Genomic DNA, 18367 nt, shown 5'->3' with positions numbered 1-18367 from the left:
GTCATGGACGAGCGTAGCCCCGGTCCGAGAGTCATAGACCTCAGGCCATTGGACCGTCGCACTTGGGTCCTTCGGCTCTATCCGGGGTTCTCGTGAACCGTATCACAAACTATTTGATGAGGTCTTTACCTGGTTGGTGTGCTCACCGTCACACATGAGAGTGACCCTGCGCGTCTGTGCAGAATCCGGGGTGAGATGTCTGGTATTGGGGAGCTTTGCTCCCCCACGAGTTGGCAATGCTCTAGTCAGATTCTTACCTTGGCGGGCTCACCCGGCAGGGCGTCAGCGCGACGTTCCGGCCTTGCGCCCGTCCAGGAACCGCGAACGGGGACCGATGGCGGTCGCGCCGTTGACCCCGGTCAGACCGGTGGGCACCGGGGCGGGCCGCTCCTCGGCGGCCGCCGGGGCCGCTTCGAAGGCCGCGGCGGGGGCGGGGGCTTCGGCGGGGGCCGCGGCCCCACGGCGGCGGTAGCGCGGCGGCACGAAGCGCTCGGCCCAGCGCGGAGCCCGCGGGGTGAACCGCGGAAGCAGGAGCAGGATCAGACCGATGGCGCTGAAGAACACGACGCCGAGCACGATCCACATCGACGCGGAGTTCACCGAGTAGGCCAGCGCGCCGAAGCCGATCAGCGCCGACCAGAAGTACATGATCAGCACGGCCCTGCTGTGCGAGTGGCCGATCTCCAGGAGCCGGTGGTGCAGATGCCCCCGGTCGGCGGCGAACGGCGACTGTCCGCGCCAGGTGCGGCGCACGATGGCCAGCACCAGGTCGGCGGCCGGCACCGCGATGATCGTCAGCGGCAGCAGCAGCGGGATGTAGACGGGCACCGTCTGGTGCACCGCGGCCTTCTCGGAGCCGGTGAACAGGGCCAGCGCGTCCGGGTCGAGCTGACCGGTGATCGAGATCGCACCCGCGGCCAGCACCAGCCCGATCAGCATCGAGCCGGAGTCGCCCATGAAGATCCGCGCGGGATGCATGTTGTGCGGCAGGAAGCCCAGGCACATGCCCATCAGGATCGCCGCGAAGAGGGTCGCCGGGGCGGCCGCCTCGATGCCGTACGAGTACCAGATCCGGTACGAGTACAGGAAGAACGCGGTCGCGGCGATGCACACCATGCCCGCGGCCAGACCGTCCAGGCCGTCCACGAAGTTCACCGCGTTGATCGTGATGACGACGAGTGCCACCGTCAGCAGCGTGCCCTGCCACTGGGTCAGCGCCACATTGCCGACGCCCGGGATGGGCAGCCACAGGATGGTCAGACCCTGCATGACCATCACGCCTGCGGCGATCATCTGGCCGCCCAGCTTGATCAGGGCGTCGATCTCGAACTTGTCGTCCAGGACACCGATCAGCCAGATCAGCGCGGCCCCGGAGAGCAGCGCGCGCGGCTCGTTGGACTTGGCGAAGACCTCGTTGAGGTTGGTCAGATGGTCGGCGACCAGCAGACCCGCGCACAGGCCGAAGAACATCGCGATACCGCCGAGGCGCGGAGTGGGCTCCCGGTGCACATCACGTGCCCGGATCTCCGGCATGGCTCCGGCCACGATCGCGAACTTACGTACCGGCCCTGTCAGCAGATACGTCACCGCGGCCGTGATACAGAGCGTCAGCAGGTATTCACGCACGGGCTTCCCCACAGGTCTCGCTGGCCATCACAGCCCCACACCCTAGCGACGTACGCATATCAGTGGGGACTTCCGGGTAGCGACGATGGTTGCATGCAAGGCTGTGTACGGGGGTCCACTTCCGTGCGTCTACCCACGCTCAGCCGGGATACGGCGGAAATCTACCGGCCAGTTCCCGCGCCTCGTCACGCGCCCCGGCGGTGTCGATCTCACTCCGCAGCACCCCCGCCATCAGCACGGCGATCCGCGCCATCTCCGGCTCCCCCATGCCCTGTGTGGTCAGCGCCGCCGTGCCCAGGCGCAGCCCGCGTGCGTCGCCGTGCGGCAGGACGCAGCAGTCCAGCACCATCCCGGCGGCCGCCAGCCGGCCGCGTGCGGCGCGTCCGTCGACGCCGAGCGGCGACGGGTCGGCGGTGATCAGATGGGTGTCCGTGCCGCCGGTGATGACGGCGAGCCCCTCGTCGGCCAGCTCGGACGCCAGGACCCTCGCGTTGGCGACCACCCGGTGCGCGTACGCGGAGAACGCCGGCGTCGCCGCCTCACCGAACGCGACGGCCTTGGCGGCGATGGTGTGCATCTGCGCGCCACCCTGGGTGAACGGGAACACGGCCCGGTCGACACGCTCGGCCAGCTCGGCGCCGCACAGGACCATCCCGCCGCGCGGCCCGCGCAGCACCTTGTGTGTGGTTGCGCACACGATGTCGGCGTACGGCACCGGGTTGGGCGCCGCTCCCCCGGCCACGAGCCCGATCGGATGCGCGGAGTCCGCGATCAGATACGCCCCCACCTCGTCGGCGACCTCACGGAAGAAGGCGTAGTCGATGTGGCGGGGGTAGGCGATGGAGCCGCAGACGATGGCCTTGGGCCGGTGGTTGCGGGCGAGGTGGCGCACCTGGTCGTGGTCGATGAGCCCGGTCTCCGCCTCGACCCCGTACCCCACGAAGTCGAACCAGCGGCCCGAGAAGTTGGCCGGGGAGCCATGGGTGAGGTGCCCGCCGTACGACAGCCCGAGGGCGAGGACGGTGTCACCGGGCTGCAGCAGGGCGGCGTAGGCGGCCAGGACGGCGGACGAGCCGGAGTGCGGCTGGACGTTGGCGTGGTCGGCACCGAACAGCGCCCTGGCCCGCTCGATCGCGATGCGCTCGGCGACGTCGACGATCTCGCAGCCGCCGTGGTGGCGGGCCCCGGGATAGCCCTCGGCGTACTTGTTGGCGAGTGGTGAGCCCAATGCGGCCAGCACGGCCGGGGAGGTGAAGTTCTCGGCTGCGATCAGCTGCAGCGTCGTCGACTGCCGGTCCACTTCCCCCAGCAGGATCTCGGCCAGCTGGGGGTCCTGCCGCCGCAGGACATCGGCCTCGAGGGTATGGGTGACCGACATGGCGGGCTCCCGGGCGGTCGACGGTGACGTAGGTCCAATGTAGGCCCGGGCAGGACGGGGTGCGCGGTGTCGACGGCCACTGGTGCGACGGCAACCGGAGCCGCCAAGCGCTCCGCTGGAAGTGCCGCGCTGTGCCGTCGGTCGTCCGCGGGTCCGTCGTGGCTTGTCACGCGGTTCCCCGCGCCCCATCGGGGCGCTGCCGGACAGCAATTCGCCGGATCCGCTCAGGTACGCGCCGGCACCCCGGTGAGCGCCGTGACCACCGGGTCCAGCGCCTCGTGTATTTCGTCCCCGATCGAACGGAAGAACGTCAGCGGCGCCCCGTACGGGTCGTAGACCTCGTCCGCCTCCGCCGTCGGCGCCAGCAGCCACCCGCGTAGCGCCGCCGCGGCCCGGACCAGGGCACGCGCACGGGCGACCAGGCCGTCCTCCAGGGGCGGCAGGGTCGCCGGGTCTATCGCGCGGACCAGACGGGTGAACTCCTTCAGCGTGAAGGTGCGCAGGCCCGCCGAGTGGCCCATGGAGATGACCTGGGCGCGATGGTCGCGGGTCGCGGTCAGCACCAGGTCGGCCATGATGACGTGTTCGTCCAGCAGCTCCCGGCCGGTGAAACCGGAGGCGTCCGCGCCGAACTCGGCCAGCACGGCCTCCGCGTTGGCCTCCATGGGCGCGCCCTCATGGCCCCAGGTGCCCGCGCTCTCCACGATCAGCCCGCCGCCCAGGACGCCGAGCCGCTGTTTCACGAAATGCCGGGTCAGCCGCTCGGTGATCGGCGAGCGGCACACGTTGCCGGTGCTGACGTGGAGGATGCGGAAACTGTCGCGCGGAAGCCCGACGAAGGTGGTCGTAATCTCCGCTGCACGTTCCCCGTTGCCTATGCCACGCCCCGCCTCAGGGGCTGTCAATTCGCCACCTCGAGGTCGGGTACGACCTTGCGCAGCTCCTCCGCCGAGATCGCGCCCGCCCGCAGCAGCAGCGGCACCTCGCCCGTGACGTCGACGATCGACGAGGGCACGTTGCCGGGGGTCGGGCCGCCGTCGAGGTAGACCGAGACGGAGTCGCCGAGCATCTGCTGGGCGGCGTCGCAGTCCTCCGGCGCCGGGTGGCCGGTGAGGTTCGCGGACGACACGGCCATCGGACCGACGTCGGTGAGCAGCTCGATGGCGACCGGGTGCAGCGGCATGCGCACGGCAACGGTGCCACGGGTGTCGCCGAGGTCCCACTGCAGGGACGGCTGGTGCTTGGCGACGAGCGTGAGACCACCCGGCCAGAACGCGTCGACCAGTTCCCAGGCCAGCTCGGAGAAGTCGGTGACGAGACCGTGAAGCGTGTTCGGCGAGCCGATCAGGACAGGGGTGGGCATGTTGCGGCCCCGGCCCTTGGCCTCCAGCAGGTCGGCCACGGCCTCCGAGGAGAACGCGTCGGCGCCGATGCCGTACAGCGTGTCGGTCGGCAGCACCACGAGTTCGCCCCGGCGGACGGCGGACGCGGCCTCGCGCAGACCCGTCGCGCGGTCGGTCGCGTCGTTGGTGTCGTATCGCCGTGCCATGTCTAGCTGGCCTCCTCGTACACGTACTGCTGGCTTGAAGTCCGGGGCGTGCTCACGGCAGCGCCCGGCGGGCGGTCGCGAAGCGCGGGCGGTTGTTGAGGTCCGGGTGGTCGGCCGCATCGGCCCAGCCCCGCTCCTCGGTGAAGATCCATGGCACCTGGCCCCCCTGGGTGTCGGCGTGCTCGATCACGACGACACCGCCGGGGCGCAGCAGCCGGTGCGCCGTGCGTTCCAGTCCCCGGATGAGGTCGAGACCGTCCTCGCCCGAGAACAACGCCAGGTCGGGGTCGTAGTCACGGGCCTCGGGGGCGACGTACTCCCACTCGGTGAGCGGGATGTACGGCGGGTTGGAGATGACCAGGTCAACCTGGCCGTCGAGGTCGGGGAAGGCGTCCAGGGCGTTGCCCTGCCGCAGGTCGACCCGGGACCCCTCCATGTTCTTGCGGGTCCACTGGAGGGCTTCCTCCGACAGCTCCACCGCGTGCACGCGCGAGCGCGGGACCTCCTGGGCGAGGGCGAGCGCGATCGCGCCGGAGCCGGTGCACAGGTCGACGATGAGCGGCTCGACCACGTCCATGGCCCGCACGGCGTCTATGGCCCAGCCGACCACCGACTCGGTCTCCGGCCGCGGCACAAAGACGCCCGGCCCGACCTGGAGCTCCAGGTACCGGAAGTAGGCGCGCCCGGTGATGTGCTGGAGCGGCTCGCGCTGCTCGCGCCGGGCGATGACCTCCCAGTAGCGGGCGTCGAAGTCGGAGTCCTTCACGGAGTGCAGTTGGCCCCGCTTCACGCCGTGCACGAACGCGGCGAGCTCCTCCGCGTCGTTGCGCGGAGAGGGCACGCCGGCGTCGGCCAGCCGCTGGGCGGCCTGGGCCACCTCCGCGAGCAGCACGCTGCGGGGGCTTGGGGGTCGCCCCCCAAAATCTTGCTGCACGCTCGTCCTCCGGGTATTCGGTACTTCGTGACTCGCCTTACGCGGCCGCGAGCTTGGCCGCCGAGTCCGCGTCGACGCAGGCCTGGATCACCGCGTCGAGGTCGCCGTCCAGGACCTGGTCAAGGTTGTACGCCTTGAAGCCGACGCGGTGGTCCGAAATGCGATTCTCCGGGAAGTTGTACGTACGGATCTTCTCGGAGCGGTCGACGGTGCGGACCTGGCTGCGGCGGGCGTCGGCGGCCTCCCTCTCGGCCTCCTCCTGCGCCGCCGCGAGCAGCCTGGAGCGCAGGATACGCAGAGCCTGCTCCTTGTTCTGCAGCTGGCTCTTCTCGTTCTGGCAGGAGGCGACGACTCCGGTGGGAATGTGCGTGATGCGCACCGCGGAGTCGGTGGTGTTGACGGACTGCCCACCGGGCCCGGAGGACCGGTAGACGTCGATGCGGAGGTCGTTCGGATTGATCTCGACGTCGACCTCCTCGGCCTCGGGGGTGACGAGGACACCGGCGGCGGAGGTGTGGATACGGCCCTGGGACTCGGTGGCCGGCACCCGCTGCACGCGATGCACACCGCCCTCGTACTTCAGCCGGGCCCACACGCCCTGGCCGGGTTCGGTCTGACCGCGGGTCTTCACCGCGACCTGGACGTCCTTGTAGCCGCCGAGCTCGGACTCGGTGGAGTCGATGATCTCGGTCTTCCAGCCGACGCGCTCGGCGTAGCGCAGGTACATGCGCAGGAGGTCTCCCGCGAACAGCGCCGACTCGTCGCCGCCGGCGCCCGCCTTGATCTCCAGAATGACGTCCTTGTCGTCACTCGGGTCACGCGGGACGAGCAGGAGGCGCAGCTTCTCGGTGAGTTCCTCGCGCTGCTTGTCGAGTTCCTTGACCTCGGCCGCGAAGTCGGGGTCGTCGGCGGCGAGTTCGCGTGCGGTCTCGATGTCGTCGCCGGCCTGCTTCCAGGAGCGGTACGTGGCGACGATCGGGGTGAGCTCGGCGTAGCGCTTGTTCAGCTTGCGCGCGTTGGCCTGGTCGGCGTGGACCGACGGGTCGGCGAGCTTCGTCTCCAGGTCGGCGTGCTCACCGACGAGTTCCTCGACGGCCTCGAACATCTTGGGGCTCCTGTACTGCTCGGAAAGGGGAAGGCGGGCGACCAAAAACGCCGGTCCCGGCGCATCCCGAAGGCGGGACGCAGCCGTGGACCGGCGAAATGGGGCTCGCTACTTCTTGGAGCCGGCGGCAGCCTTGCCGAAGCGGGCCTCGAAGCGGGCCACACGGCCACCGGTGTCGAGGATCTTCTGCTTGCCCGTGTAGAACGGGTGGCACTCGGAGCAGACCTCGGCCCGGATGGCGCCGGACTCGATGGTGCTACGGGTGGTGAACGACGCGCCACAGGTGCAGCTGACCTGCGTCTCGACGTACGCGGGGTGGATGTCGCGCTTCAAGGTGTCTCCTAGGTTCGGGAGGGCACCGGGTCGCAACCGCGGGCTGCGGAGGCGTGAACCGGGGCCGACGTACCAGTCTGCCAGGACTGGCCGCATCCCCCAAAACCGGGGGGTGAGGCGTTCTATTCCCGGAGGGTCCGGGAGCGGGGAGCGGGCATGAGTTACGAGCTGCGGGCCGTGATCGCCGGCGAGGCGGTGCTGCGGGCGGTCGCGGGTGACCGGGTGGCGTCGCTGGGGCAGGGCCTGTCCCTGACGCCGATGGGGGACGACCTGAGCGAGGAACGTCTGGCCGAGTGGTCGGACCTCGGGCCGGTCGCCGTCGTGGAGGCGGAGTACTTCGGTGGCGTGGGCGAGCAGCGGGCCGCCGTGTGGGAGCGCGGTGCCCTCGTGCTCGGACCGCTGCGGATCGAGGAGGGGGAGCCGTTCGGGGCGGACGGGAGCCCGATCTCCCAGGCTCTGCGCAGGCTGGGTGTGCGGGCGAAGGGCGGGGCGGACGAGTTCTCGGCGGTGGGGCTGGACCAGCACCGGTCCACCAGTCGGTGGTTCGGCTGATCCGTGGCGCCTACGACGCCGTCACCACGCCCTTGGCCCCGCCCGTGGCCGTGCCCTTCGTCGCGCTCGCCGGGATCGGCAGGTCGTTGCTCAGGGCGGTCCACACCTGCTTGGCCTTGGCCTCGGCGATGACGACCCGGTTGGGGTTGGCGGGGTCGTACTGCACCGGCATCGTGACCATCTTCATGTGCGACGATCCGATGCCCTTCAGGCCGTTCGCGAAGTCCATCAGGGAGTTCACCGAGCCCAGGTCGGAATCGGTGGTGACGGCCTTGGTCGCGGTGTCGGCGAGGTCGTACAGCTTCTTGGGGCTGGTCAGTACGCCGATCTGTTTGACCTGGTCGACCAGGGCCTTGACGAAGGCCTGCTGGAGCTGGATGCGGCCGAGGTCGGAGCCGTCGCCGACGCCGTGCCGGGTGCGGACCAGGCCGAGGGCCTGCTTGCCGGCCAGGGTGTGCGTGCCGGCCTTGAGGTGGAGATGGCTCTCGGCGTCCTCGATGTTCTTGGTCGTGGTGACCGTGACCCCGCCGAGGTCGTCGATCAGCTTCTGGAAGCCGGAGAAGTCGACCTCCAGATAGTGGTCCATGCGGATGCCGGTGAGGGACTCGACCGTCTTCACCGCGCAGGCCGCACCGCCGGTGGAGTAGGCGGAGTTGAACATCACGCCGGAGGCGGCGGAATGCTTGGTGCCGTTGGTGTCGGTGCACGCGGGGCGGTCGATGAGGGTGTCGCGCGGGATGGAGACCACGCTCGCCTTCTTGTGTCCCTCGTACACGTGGACGACCATCGCCGTGTCGGAGCGGGCGCTGCCGTCGTCGGTGCCGCCGCCGAGCTCCTTGTTGGCGCCGGACCGGGTGTCCGAGCCGAGGACCAGGATGTTCACGGAGCCGTTGTCGACCTTCATCGGACGCTCGCTGCCGAGGGCCTGGTTGATGTCGACGCTCTTGAGGTTGCCGTTGAGCTTGAAGTACAGGTACCCGGCGCCGGTGCCCCCCAGCACCACGATGCCCGCGGCCGTCCAGGCGGTGACGAGCAGCGCCTTGCTGCGACCGCTGCGGGGCTTGCGGCGGCTGCCGCGGCCACGCGGACGGCTCGTGCCGGGCTCGGCGCTGCCGGGCTCGGCGCTGCCGGGCTCGGGTATGCCGGCCTGCGGCATGCTCTCGGCGGACATGTGCTCCTCGGTTCTCGTCCCGGTCGGTGTACCCCCAGCTTTCGCGGACGGGCCGGGTCGTAGTGACCCATACCGCACCATCGTCACTCCATCGGGTCAGACGGAGAAACTCGGGAAAGGGTTGCACAAAGCAGAGTGCCCACCGCGTGGAGCGGTAGGCACTCTGTGTAGCCGAGCAAACGGGACGAACCCCGCTCACCTGCGATTTCAGCCGAAAATGTCGTACTGCTTGAAGTCGGTACCGACGGAGATCCTTGTGGCGAAGATCTCGCTGGTCGCCTTGCCGGTGCCCTTGTACAGGTAGAGCGTGCCGCCGGGCGTACGGGCCAGGAAGTCGGCCTTGCCGTCGCCGCTGACGTCACCGACCGCGTCGAAGGCGTTGTATCCGGTCCAGGCGCTGCGCACCTTCACGCGGGTGGAGAACGCGCCGGTGCCGGACTTGCCGGTGCCCTTGTACAGGTACAGGTCCCCGGTGCTGCTCTTGCGCGCGAGCAGGTCGGCCTTGCCATCGCCGTTGAAGTCGCCGTGGCCGCGCACCATGTTGTACTGGTTCCAGCCCGTGCCGACCTGGACGCGTGCGGCGAAGGTGCCGTTGCCCTTGCCCGGGTAGATCCACAGCGTGCCGCCGGAGTCGACGGACAGTACGTCGGGCAGGTAGTCGCCGGTGACATCGCCCGGGACGATGATGCGGGTGCGGGTCTTCCAGCCGGTGAAGATCTTGGTCTGCGACCAGGAGTCGGTGGCCAGGACGTAGTGGACCCAGTAGACGTCACCGGTACCGCTGTCGCGGACCACGAGGTCCTCGATGCCGTCCCGGTTGAGGTCGGCCTGCAGGACGACGTTCACGCCGTTCCAGTTGCCCCAGGAGATCCGGGAGCCGAACGACGTGCCCTTGGAGTCCTTCTCGTAGCCGGTCTTGGTGGAGGCGTTGCGCACCCACAGGTCGGCCTTGCCGTCGGTGTAGCTCAGGTTGCCGTCGTCGACCTGCGCGTAAGCGGCACCGACGTACGTGCTCACCTTGGTGAAGACGCTGTACGCGCCCTTCTGCACGCAGTCCACGACGCCCCAGGAGACGACGCCGACGATCCGGCCGTTCACCACCAGCGGGCCACCGGAGTCGCCGTTGCATGCGGAGGTGGTGCCGGCGTCGCTGCCGGTGGCGGGGTTGCCCGCGCAGACCATGTGGCCCTTGACGAAGTCCGTGCTGTAGAAGCCGGAGCACGTGGTGTCCGACTGGATCGGCAGCGTGGCCGTCTTCAGCGTCTCGGAGATGTCCTGCGTGGTGGAGCTGGTGCGGCCCCAGCCGTAGACCTTGGCGCTGGTGTTCGCCGCGTACGAGGCGGTGTCGCCGGACGTCGTCATCCGGATCGGCGTGGCCTTGACCGGGTTGTCCAGGGTGAGGACGGCGATGTCGTTGTTGATGGTCGTCGCGCTGTACGACGGGTGGTTCCACTGGCGCAGTACGGCGGTCGCGGTGCCGCCGTGCAGGTCCGAGCCGCCCGCGCCGTCACTGGTCGGCAGCTGCGAGGTGCCCGTGACGACGGCGCCGTAGGCGTTCCAGTTGTAGCCCTTGACGCAGTGCGCGGCGGTGAGGATCTTCGTCGGCGAGACGACCGAGCCGCCGCAGAAGAAGCCGATGTCGTCGCTCTCGTCGGTGGTGCCCTTGTCGTCGTAGTACCAGAGCTGGGCCATCCACGGCGCGGTGGTGATGGTGGTCTCACTGCCACCGATGATCTTCGGGTCGACCGTGGCGGTGTTGGTGCTCGCGCTCAGGGACGACTTCTTGGTCGTCTGTCCCGCGGTGTCGTCACCGGCGAGGGCGCCCGCGACCCGCTTCTCCAGCGTGGCGAGCGACGGCGAGCCGAGGGCCGGCTTGACGGCCGGGGTCGGCACCGAGGTGGCCGCCCCCGCGGACGAGGTCATCAACGCCGCGGTCACGGCCGCGGCGACACCGGCGGCGGCAAGGGGCAGGGCGAGGCGTATCCGGCGTCTGTGACGACCGCCGGACGGAGTCGTGGTCAAGAAAGTCCCCCCAGAGGAACTTGAGATGGAAGGGGCGCGAGGCGCGCCCACTCCTCTCAGCGCCAAAAGGCCGCCCCCCGTCACTGTCGTGACGGGGGGCGGCCTTTCAGAAGGCGGTGTGCCTCAGTCCCCGTTGCCGGGCGTCGGCGTCGTCTTCTGGATCTGCATCAGGAATTCGACGTTCGACTTGGTCTGCTTCATCTTGTCGAGCAGCAGCTCGATCGCCTGCTGCTGGTCGAGCGCGTGCAGCACCCGGCGCAGCTTCCAGACGACGGCCAGCTCCTCGTTGCCGAGCAGGATCTCTTCCTTACGGGTGCCGGACGCGTCCACGTCCACCGCCGGGAAGATGCGCTTGTCGGCGAGCTTCCGGTCGAGCTTGAGCTCCATGTTGCCGGTGCCCTTGAACTCCTCGAAGATCACCTCGTCCATGCGGGAGCCGGTGTCGACGAGAGCCGTCGCCAGGATGGTGAGCGAGCCACCGTCCTCGATGTTGCGCGCGGCACCGAAGAACCGCTTCGGCGGGTACAGGGCGGTCGAGTCGACACCACCGGACAGGATGCGGCCGGAGGCCGGGGCGGCGAGGTTGTACGCACGGCCCAGACGCGTGATCGAGTCGAGCAGCACGACGACGTCGTGACCCAGCTCCACCAGACGCTTGGCGCGCTCGATGGCGAGCTCGGCGACCGTGGTGTGGTCCTCGGCCGGGCGGTCGAAGGTCGAGGAGATGACCTCGCCCTTGACCGACCGCTGCATGTCGGTGACCTCTTCCGGACGCTCGTCGACGAGGACGACCATCAGGTGGCACTCGGGGTTGTTGTGGGTGATCGCGTTGGCGATCGCCTGCATGATCATGGTCTTGCCGGTCTTCGGCGGGGCCACGATCAGACCGCGCTGGCCCTTACCGATCGGCGACACGAGGTCGATGATGCGGGTGGTCAGCACGCCCGGGTCCGTCTCCAGGCGGAGGCGGTCCTGCGGGTACAGCGGGGTCAGCTTGTTGAACTCCGGGCGGCCACGGCCGTGTTCGGGCGCCATGCCGTTGACGGAGTCGAGGCGGACCAGCGCGTTGAACTTCTCGCGGCGCTCGCCCTCCTTGGGCTGACGGACCGCACCGGTGACGTGGTCACCCTTGCGCAGGCCGTTCTTGCGGACCTGGGCGAGGGAGACGTACACGTCGTTCGGACCCGGCAGGTAGCCCGACGTACGGATGAAGGCGTAGTTGTCGAGGATGTCCAGGATGCCCGCGACGGGGATCAGGACGTCGTCCTCGGCGAGCTGCGGCTCGTTGCCGGCGAACTCGTCACGGCCACGACGGCCACGGCGGTCGCGGTAGCGGCCGCGACGGCCACGGCGGCCGCCCTCGAAGTCGTCGTCGTCCTGCTGGCCGCGGTCCTGACGGCCGCCGCCCTGCTGCTGGCTCGGCTGCTGGCGCTGGCCGCCCTGGCCCTGCTGCTCGTCGCCCTTGCCACGGCGGTCACGGTCGCGGCCGCGCTCACGGCGGTCACGGCGGCCACGGCCCTCGCCGTCACCGGCTTCGCCCTTGGCCTCGCCCTGCGCCTGCGGGGCCGGCGCCTCGGCCTTGGCCTCGCTCTTCGCCTCGGCGGCGATCGTCTCGGGGCTGCTCGCCTGAGCACCCGCCGGGCTGCCCGCCTCGGCGGTGGCACGGCGACGGCGACGCTCGGTCGGGGCGTCGTCTCCCCCGCGCTCGGCTTCGCTCGCGCGGGCGGTGCCGCCGGCCGGCTGTCCGGGGATCTCGATCTGCTGCTGGGCCACGGCCTTCTCGGCGGGCGCCTCGGACTTGGCCTCCGCCTTCTTGTCCGCCTCCTCGCCCGTACGGGCCCGGGAGGTGGTCCGGCGCTTCGGCTTGGTCTCGGCGGCGTCCCCTGCGGGAGCAGCGGCCTTGGGGGCGGCGCCCCCGCCTGCCTGCGCCTCCTTGATGACCTCGATCAGCTGGCTCTTGCGCATACGCGCGGTGCCCCTGATGCCGAGGCCGGATGCGACCTGCTGCAGCTCGGCCAGCACCATGCCCTCGAGGCCGGTACCGCGGCGCCGCCGGGAGCCGGCACCGGTGGCAGGCGCGGAGGCGTCCGTGGCGGGCGCGGCAGCGGTCTCCTCGACACGTGCGCCCATCAGATCGGTGGTGTCGCTCACGAAGGGTCCTTCCCTGGAGCGGACGTCGGCCTGTCTGGCTCGGCGACCGGTTGTGCTGTCCGGCATCGGTTCTGTCTCTGTGAACCAAGCCGGGGCGGTGGTCCGCCAAAGCGGCGGAAGAGATATCTGGTGATGGCGCTTCCCCGACGGGCCGTGGCACCCAGTGTCACGCGGCGCGGTCGCACCGATTCCGGAGCGTGCCCAGCGGCCCGCTCAGTGCCCGCGTACGGCGTACTGCCCAGGTACGACGTACGGAACACAGAGTGGCTTGGGAGACTCCCGGAAGAATGTCTGTCCCGGACGGGGACACGAAGCACCTCGCCATGGTGGGGTCGGGTGCAGACTTGAGGTTAACACTACCGGATCCAACAAACATTCCCCCTCTCCAAATCCGGCAACCGTGTGTCAGGTCGCAAGCGGCAGTACGCTCGCGCCCTGAACATCCAGGCTCAGCCGGTTGGCGGCCCAGTCCACGCCGGCCAGGGCCTCCACCTTGTCGGCGGTCCCGGCGTCGGCCAGTGCCATGACGGTGGGCCCGGCACCCGAGATGACTGCCGGGATCCCATCGGCACGCAGCCGCTCCACCAGCGCGGCGCTCTCCGGCATGGCCGGGGCGCGGTACTCCTGGTGGAGGCGGTCCTCGGTGGCGGGCAGCAGCAGCTCGGGGCGCCTGGTCAGGGCCTCGACGAGCAGGGCTGCACGGCCCGCGTTGGCGGCGGCGTCGACGTGCGGCACGGTGCGCGGCAGCAGGCCGCGCGCGGTCTCGGTCAGGACCGGCTTTCCGGGCACGAAAACCACCGGAACGATGGAATCGTTGGGCTCCATCCTGATGGCCCGCGCGGCGCCGCCCTCCATCCAGGAGAGCGTGAAGCCGCCGAGCAGGCAGGCCGCGACGTTGTCGGGGTGCCCCTCGATCTCCGTGGCGAGTTCGAGCAGCGCCGTGTCGTCGAGCTTCGCCTCTCCGCCTATGGTCACGGCGCGGGCGGCGACGATGCCGGCACAGATGGCGGCGGAGGAGGAGCCCAGGCCACGGCCATGCGGAATGCGGTTGGCGCAGACGATTTCCAGGCCGCGGGGCTGTCCGCCCAGCAGATCGAAGGCGGTGCGCAGGGACCGTACGAGGAGGTGACTCTCATCTCGCGGCAGCGTCTCGCTGCCCTCACCCGCGATGTCGATGTGCAGCCCGGAGTCGGCCACCCGGACGACGACGTCGTCGTAGAGCCCCAGCGCGAGGCCGAGGGCGTCGAAGCCCGGGCCGAGGTTGGCGCTGGTGGCGGGGACGCGCACCCGGACGGCGGCGGCGCGGAACGCTGGACCGGCCATCTCTCGATGACTCTCCTTGAGCTGCGTGATTGTCGAATGACATTCGATAGGGATGTGAGGACCCTCAGGCCGCGGAAACGATGCGGCGCCCTGCCTGATGCGCAGGCATATGCGGCGGGCGGGTTGACTACAGCCTATCGAAGGAAGGTTCTGTGGCGACATAGGGCGCACAGGAGGCGCACGATGCGTGTCGTAAGCCCCCTGTGCCCCCCCTTCTAGGGACTTCACAGGTTAGGACGCCACAAGCGGTTCTCAGGTTGCCCGGGGGTGTTCCCCGAGCACGCCCGGAGCAGGCCACGGGCGGGCCTGCCTCGGGCCTCGGGCGTCAGGCCAGGCCCAGCCGCGCGGCCGCGGCCGCCGCGTCGACCGGGACGGTGACCGGCTGCGGGGCGCCGGCGACGGCCCAGTCCGGGTCCTTGAGGCCGTTGCCGGTGACCGTGCACACGATCCGCTGGCCCGGGTCGACCCTGCCCTGCTCGGCGGCCTTCAGCAGACCGGCCACGGACGCGGCGGACGCGGGCTCCACGAAGACACCCTCCTGCGAGGCCAACAGCCGGTAGGCGCGCAGGATTTCACGGTCCGTCACCTCGTCGATGAGACCGCCGGACTCGTCCCGCGCCGCCAGGGCGTACTGCCACGACGCCGGATTGCCGATGCGGATCGCCGTGGCGATGGTCGAGGGGTCCTTGACGACCTCGCCGCGCACGATCGGGGCACTGCCGGAGGCCTGGAAGCCCCACATCCGAGGGGTCTTGGTGGACACGCCGTCGGCGGCGTACTCCCGGTACCCCTTCCAGTACGCGGTGATGTTGCCCGCGTTGCCCACCGGCAGCACATGGATGTCCGGGGCGTCGCCCAGCATGTCCACGATCTCGAAGGAGGCCGTCTTCTGGCCCTCGATACGCACCGGGTTCACCGAATTGACCAGCGCCACGGGGTAGTTGTCGCTCAGATTGCGCGCGAGCGTGAGGCAGTCGTCGAAGTTGCCGTCGACCTGGAGGATCTTCGCACCGTGCACGAGGGCCTGGCCCATCTTGCCGAGCGCGATCTTCCCGCGGGGCACCAGTACGGCGGAGACCATCCCGGCACGCACGGCGTAAGCGGCCGCGGAGGCGGACGTATTGCCCGTGGAGGCACAGATGACCGCCTTGGCCCCCTCCTCCTTGGCCTTGCTGATGGCCATGGTCATACCGCGGTCCTTGAAGGACCCGGTCGGGTTCGCGCCCTCCACCTTGAGGTGGACCTCGCAGCCCGTGCGCTCGGAGAGCACCTGCGCGGGCACGAGGGGCGTGCCGCCCTCGCGGAGCGTCACGACCGGCGTGGTGTCGGATACCGGAAGCCGGTCCCGGTACTCCTCGATGATTCCGCGCCACTGGTGGGTCATTGCTGGTTACTCTCCTTCAACCCGCATGATGCTGGCGACACCCCGCACGGTGTCGAGCTTGCGCAGCGCTTCGACGGTCCCGGTCAGGGAGGCGTCGGACGCGCGGTGGGTGACGACAACGAGGGAGGCCTCGCCGTCCTTGCCCTGCTGCCGAACCGTATCGATCGAGACCCCGTGCTCGGCGAAGACGGTCGCCACCTGGGCGAGAACACCCGGTTTGTCGGCGACGTCGAGGCTGATGTGGTAGCGGGTCACGACCTCGCCCATGGGCGAGACGGGCAGCGCGGCATACGCCGACTCGCCGGGCCCCGTTGCCCCGCTGAGCCGGTTGCGGCAGACGGCGACCAGGTCGCCGAGAACGGCCGAGGCGGTGGGAGCGCCGCCCGCGCCCGGGCCGTAGAACATGAGCTGCCCGGCGGCATCCGACTCGACGAACACGGCGTTGTACGCGCCGCGCACGGAGGCGAGGGGGTGGCTCAGCGGAATCATCGCGGGGTGCACGCGCGCGGTGACCGAGCCCCCGTCCGCGGCCCGCTCACAGATGGCGAGCAACTTGATGGTGCAGCCCATCTCCTTCGCCGAGGCGAAGTCGGCGGCGGTGACCTCGGTCATGCCCTCGCGGTAGACGTCGTCGAGGCGCACGCGTGTGTGGAAGGCGATACCGGCGAGGATCGCGGCCTTGGCGGCGGCGTCGAAGCCCTCGACGTCGGCGGTGGGGTCGGCTTCCGCGTACCCGAGGGCCGTGGCCTCGTCGAGCGCCTCTTGGTAGCCGGCGCCCGTGGAGTCCATCTTGTCGAGGATGAAGTTGGTCGTGCCGTTGACGATGCCGAGCACCCGGTTGACCTTGTCACCGGCCAGGGACTCGCGCAGCGGCCGGATCAGCGGGATGGCACCGGCGACGGCGGCCTCGTAGTAGAGGTCCCTGCCGTTCGCCTCGGCGGCGGCGTGCAGGGCGGCCCCGTCCTGGGCCAGCAGCGCCTTGTTGGCCGAGACCACGGAGGCCCCGTGCTCGAAGGCGGTAGTGATGAGGCTCCGCGCGGGCTCGATCCCGCCGATCACCTCGACCACGACGTCGATGTCGCCGCGTTTGACCAGGGCGGTGGCGTCGGTGGTGACGAGAGCCGGGTCGATGCCCTCCCGGACCTTGGACGGCCGCCGGACGGCCACGCCGGCCAGCTCCACCGGGGCACCGATCCGCGCGGCGAGGTCGTCGGCGTGCGTCGTCATGATGCGCGCCACCTCTGAGCCGACAACCCCACAGCCCAGCAGCGCCACCTTCAGCGGACGCGTACGCATCATCCGACCTCGTTTCCTCATACCGTCTACGGTTGCACCAGTCTCACTCACCGGACGGGAGTTTCTACCCTTCGTCCGGATCGTGAGATATCTATTTCATCCTGCCGGGACAGAAAGACCGGAGATCTTCCGGTCCCGTTTTCCGCTGCTCAGCCGACGTCGAGACGCAGGAGATCCTCCTCCGTCTCGCGGCGGACGATCACCCGGGCCTCGCCGTCGTTCACCGCGACGACGGGCGGCCGGAGCACATGGTTGTAGTTGCTGGCCATGGACCGGCAGTAGGCACCGGTGGCCGGGACCGCGATGAGGTCGCCCGGTGCCAGATCGGCCGGCAGGAACGCGTCCTTGACCACGATGTCCCCGCTCTCGCAGTGCTTGCCGACGACGCGCACGAGCATGGGCTCGGCGTCGGAGGTGCGGGAGGCGAGGGCGACGCTGTACTCGGCGTCGTACAGCGCGGTGCGGATGTTGTCCGACATACCTCCGTCGACGGAGACGTACGTACGCAGCCCGTCGAGGGGCTTGATGGTGCCGACCTCGTAGAGCGTGAAGGCGGTGGGCCCGACGATGGCGCGCCCGGGCTCGACGGAGATACGGGGAGTCCGCAGCCTGGCGCCCTCGCACTCGCGGCCGACGATCTCGGTCAGCGCCTTGGCGATCTCATGGGGCTCACGCGGATCGTCATCACTCGTGTACGCGATTCCGAGGCCACCCCCGAGGTCGATCTCGGGCAGCTCGACACCGTGCTCGTCCCGGATGTCCTTCAGCAGCCCCACCACGCGATGGGCCGCGACCTCGAACCCGGACATGTCGAAGATCTGCGACCCGATGTGCGAGTGGATCCCGATCAGCTCGAGCCCGTCGAGCTGAAGGGCGCGCCGCACGGCTTCCGCCGCCTGCCCGCCGGCCAGCGGAATGCCGAACTTCTGGTCCTCATGGGCGGTGGCGATGAACTCGTGCGTATGGGCCTCGACGCCGACGGTGATCCGGATCTGCACGCGCTGCCGCTTCCCGAGCGACTGGGCGACATGAGCGACCCGCACGATCTCCTGGAAGGAATCGAGAACGATCCGTCCCACACCGGCATTGATGGCCCGCTCGATCTCGGCGACGGACTTGTTGTTGCCGTGGAAGGCGATGCGCTCGGCGGGCATACCGGCGGAGAGGGCGGTGCTCAGCTCACCGCCGGAGCAGACATCGAGGTTGAGCCCCTCCTCGTGCAGCCACCGCACGACGGCACGCGAGAGGAACGCCTTCCCGGCGTAGAAGACATCGGCATCCTGCCCAAATGCCGTACGCCACGCCCGGGCCCGGGCCCGGAAGTCGGCCTCGTCGAGGACGTAGGCGGGCGTACCGAACTCCTCGGCGAGCCGCTTGACGTCGATGCCGCCGACGCTGACGACGCCCTGCTGATCACGGGTGACGGTCTGCGCCCACACCTTGGCGTCGAGGGCGTTGAGGTCGGCGGGCGGGGCGGAGTAGTGCCCCTCGGTGAAAACGTCGGCGTGACGGGGCCCGGCGGGATGTGCGGAACGGCTCATGT

The 18367-nt window shown here is 69.8% G+C and carries 15 protein-coding genes; 1 reads left to right on the top strand and 14 read right to left on the bottom strand.

Annotated elements, in window-relative coordinates:
• Window positions 1–282: 282 nt before the first annotated feature.
• The 7 genes from Q8A52_RS03275 to rpmE form a co-directional block, all read right to left on the bottom strand.
• Window positions 283–1626 (bottom strand): MraY family glycosyltransferase, encoded by a 1344-nt coding sequence (locus Q8A52_RS03275; protein ID WP_316748541.1) that lies wholly within the window; start codon window positions 1624–1626, stop codon window positions 283–285.
• Window positions 1627–1765: 139 nt separating this feature from the next.
• The gene (locus Q8A52_RS03270; protein WP_316748539.1) at window positions 1766–3004 is read right to left on the bottom strand and encodes a serine hydroxymethyltransferase; all 1239 of its coding nucleotides are present in this window, start codon (window positions 3002–3004) and stop codon (window positions 1766–1768) included.
• A 224-nt stretch (window positions 3005–3228) separates the two neighbouring features.
• Window positions 3229–3909: an arsenate reductase/protein-tyrosine-phosphatase family protein gene (locus Q8A52_RS03265; RefSeq protein ID WP_316748537.1), complete on the bottom strand. Its 681-nt coding sequence runs from the start codon at window positions 3907–3909 to the stop codon at window positions 3229–3231.
• Entirely contained in the window at window positions 3906–4553 is a 648-nt protein-coding gene (locus Q8A52_RS03260; protein ID WP_316748534.1) for an L-threonylcarbamoyladenylate synthase, read from the bottom strand. Before Q8A52_RS03260 ends, Q8A52_RS03265 begins: the two co-directional genes overlap by 4 nt.
• A 52-nt stretch (window positions 4554–4605) precedes the next feature.
• Complete coding sequence (gene prmC / locus Q8A52_RS03255) at window positions 4606–5445, bottom strand: peptide chain release factor N(5)-glutamine methyltransferase (protein WP_316748531.1); 840 nt, start codon at window positions 5443–5445, stop codon at window positions 4606–4608.
• 79 nt (window positions 5446–5524) lie between these two features.
• Window positions 5525–6592, bottom strand: coding sequence for a peptide chain release factor 1 (prfA, locus tag Q8A52_RS03250; protein ID WP_316748529.1), 1068 nt, complete (start codon window positions 6590–6592; stop codon window positions 5525–5527).
• A 108-nt stretch (window positions 6593–6700) separates the two neighbouring features.
• The gene (rpmE, locus tag Q8A52_RS03245) at window positions 6701–6925 is read right to left on the bottom strand and encodes a 50S ribosomal protein L31 (protein ID WP_316748526.1); all 225 of its coding nucleotides are present in this window, start codon (window positions 6923–6925) and stop codon (window positions 6701–6703) included.
• A gap of 156 nt (window positions 6926–7081) precedes the next feature.
• Here rpmE and Q8A52_RS03240 point away from each other — a divergent pair, with 156 nt between their 5' ends.
• Window positions 7082–7477, top strand: a complete 396-nt coding sequence (locus tag Q8A52_RS03240; protein ID WP_316748524.1) for a hypothetical protein — start codon at window positions 7082–7084, stop codon at window positions 7475–7477.
• 10 nt (window positions 7478–7487) lie between these two features.
• On the opposite strand, the gene Q8A52_RS03235 is transcribed toward Q8A52_RS03240, so the two are convergent.
• The 7 genes from Q8A52_RS03235 to lysA form a co-directional block, all read right to left on the bottom strand.
• A complete protein-coding gene (locus Q8A52_RS03235) occupies window positions 7488–8648 on the bottom strand; it encodes an LCP family protein (protein ID WP_316748522.1) in 1161 nt (386 codons plus the stop codon).
• A 207-nt stretch (window positions 8649–8855) separates the two neighbouring features.
• Window positions 8856–10571 carry a trypsin-like serine protease gene (locus Q8A52_RS03230; protein ID WP_316748764.1) on the bottom strand — a complete coding sequence of 572 codons (1716 nt, stop codon included), beginning with the start codon at window positions 10569–10571 and terminating at the stop codon, window positions 8856–8858.
• Between the two features lie 222 nt (window positions 10572–10793).
• Window positions 10794–12821: a transcription termination factor Rho gene (rho, locus tag Q8A52_RS03225; protein WP_316748519.1), complete on the bottom strand. Its 2028-nt coding sequence runs from the start codon at window positions 12819–12821 to the stop codon at window positions 10794–10796.
• Between the two features lie 405 nt (window positions 12822–13226).
• Window positions 13227–14144 carry a homoserine kinase gene (thrB, locus tag Q8A52_RS03220; RefSeq protein WP_263212677.1) on the bottom strand — a complete coding sequence of 306 codons (918 nt, stop codon included), beginning with the start codon at window positions 14142–14144 and terminating at the stop codon, window positions 13227–13229.
• Window positions 14145–14469: 325 nt separating this feature from the next.
• Window positions 14470–15528, bottom strand: coding sequence for a threonine synthase (gene thrC, locus Q8A52_RS03215; RefSeq protein WP_316748515.1), 1059 nt, complete (start codon window positions 15526–15528; stop codon window positions 14470–14472).
• Between the two features lie 6 nt (window positions 15529–15534).
• Window positions 15535–16827: a homoserine dehydrogenase gene (locus Q8A52_RS03210; RefSeq protein ID WP_316748513.1), complete on the bottom strand. Its 1293-nt coding sequence runs from the start codon at window positions 16825–16827 to the stop codon at window positions 15535–15537.
• A gap of 146 nt (window positions 16828–16973) precedes the next feature.
• Window positions 16974–18365: a diaminopimelate decarboxylase gene (gene lysA, locus Q8A52_RS03205; protein ID WP_316748511.1), complete on the bottom strand. Its 1392-nt coding sequence runs from the start codon at window positions 18363–18365 to the stop codon at window positions 16974–16976.
• Between the last annotated feature and the right edge of the window lie 2 nt (window positions 18366–18367).

Origin of the sequence: Streptomyces herbicida, from assembly GCF_032656585.1 — a bacterium.
Classification (GTDB): Bacteria; Actinomycetota; Actinomycetes; order Streptomycetales; family Streptomycetaceae; genus Streptomyces; species Streptomyces herbicida.
Note: the sequence above shows the minus strand (reverse complement) of the source record. Positions and strands in the feature narration are given on the sequence as shown.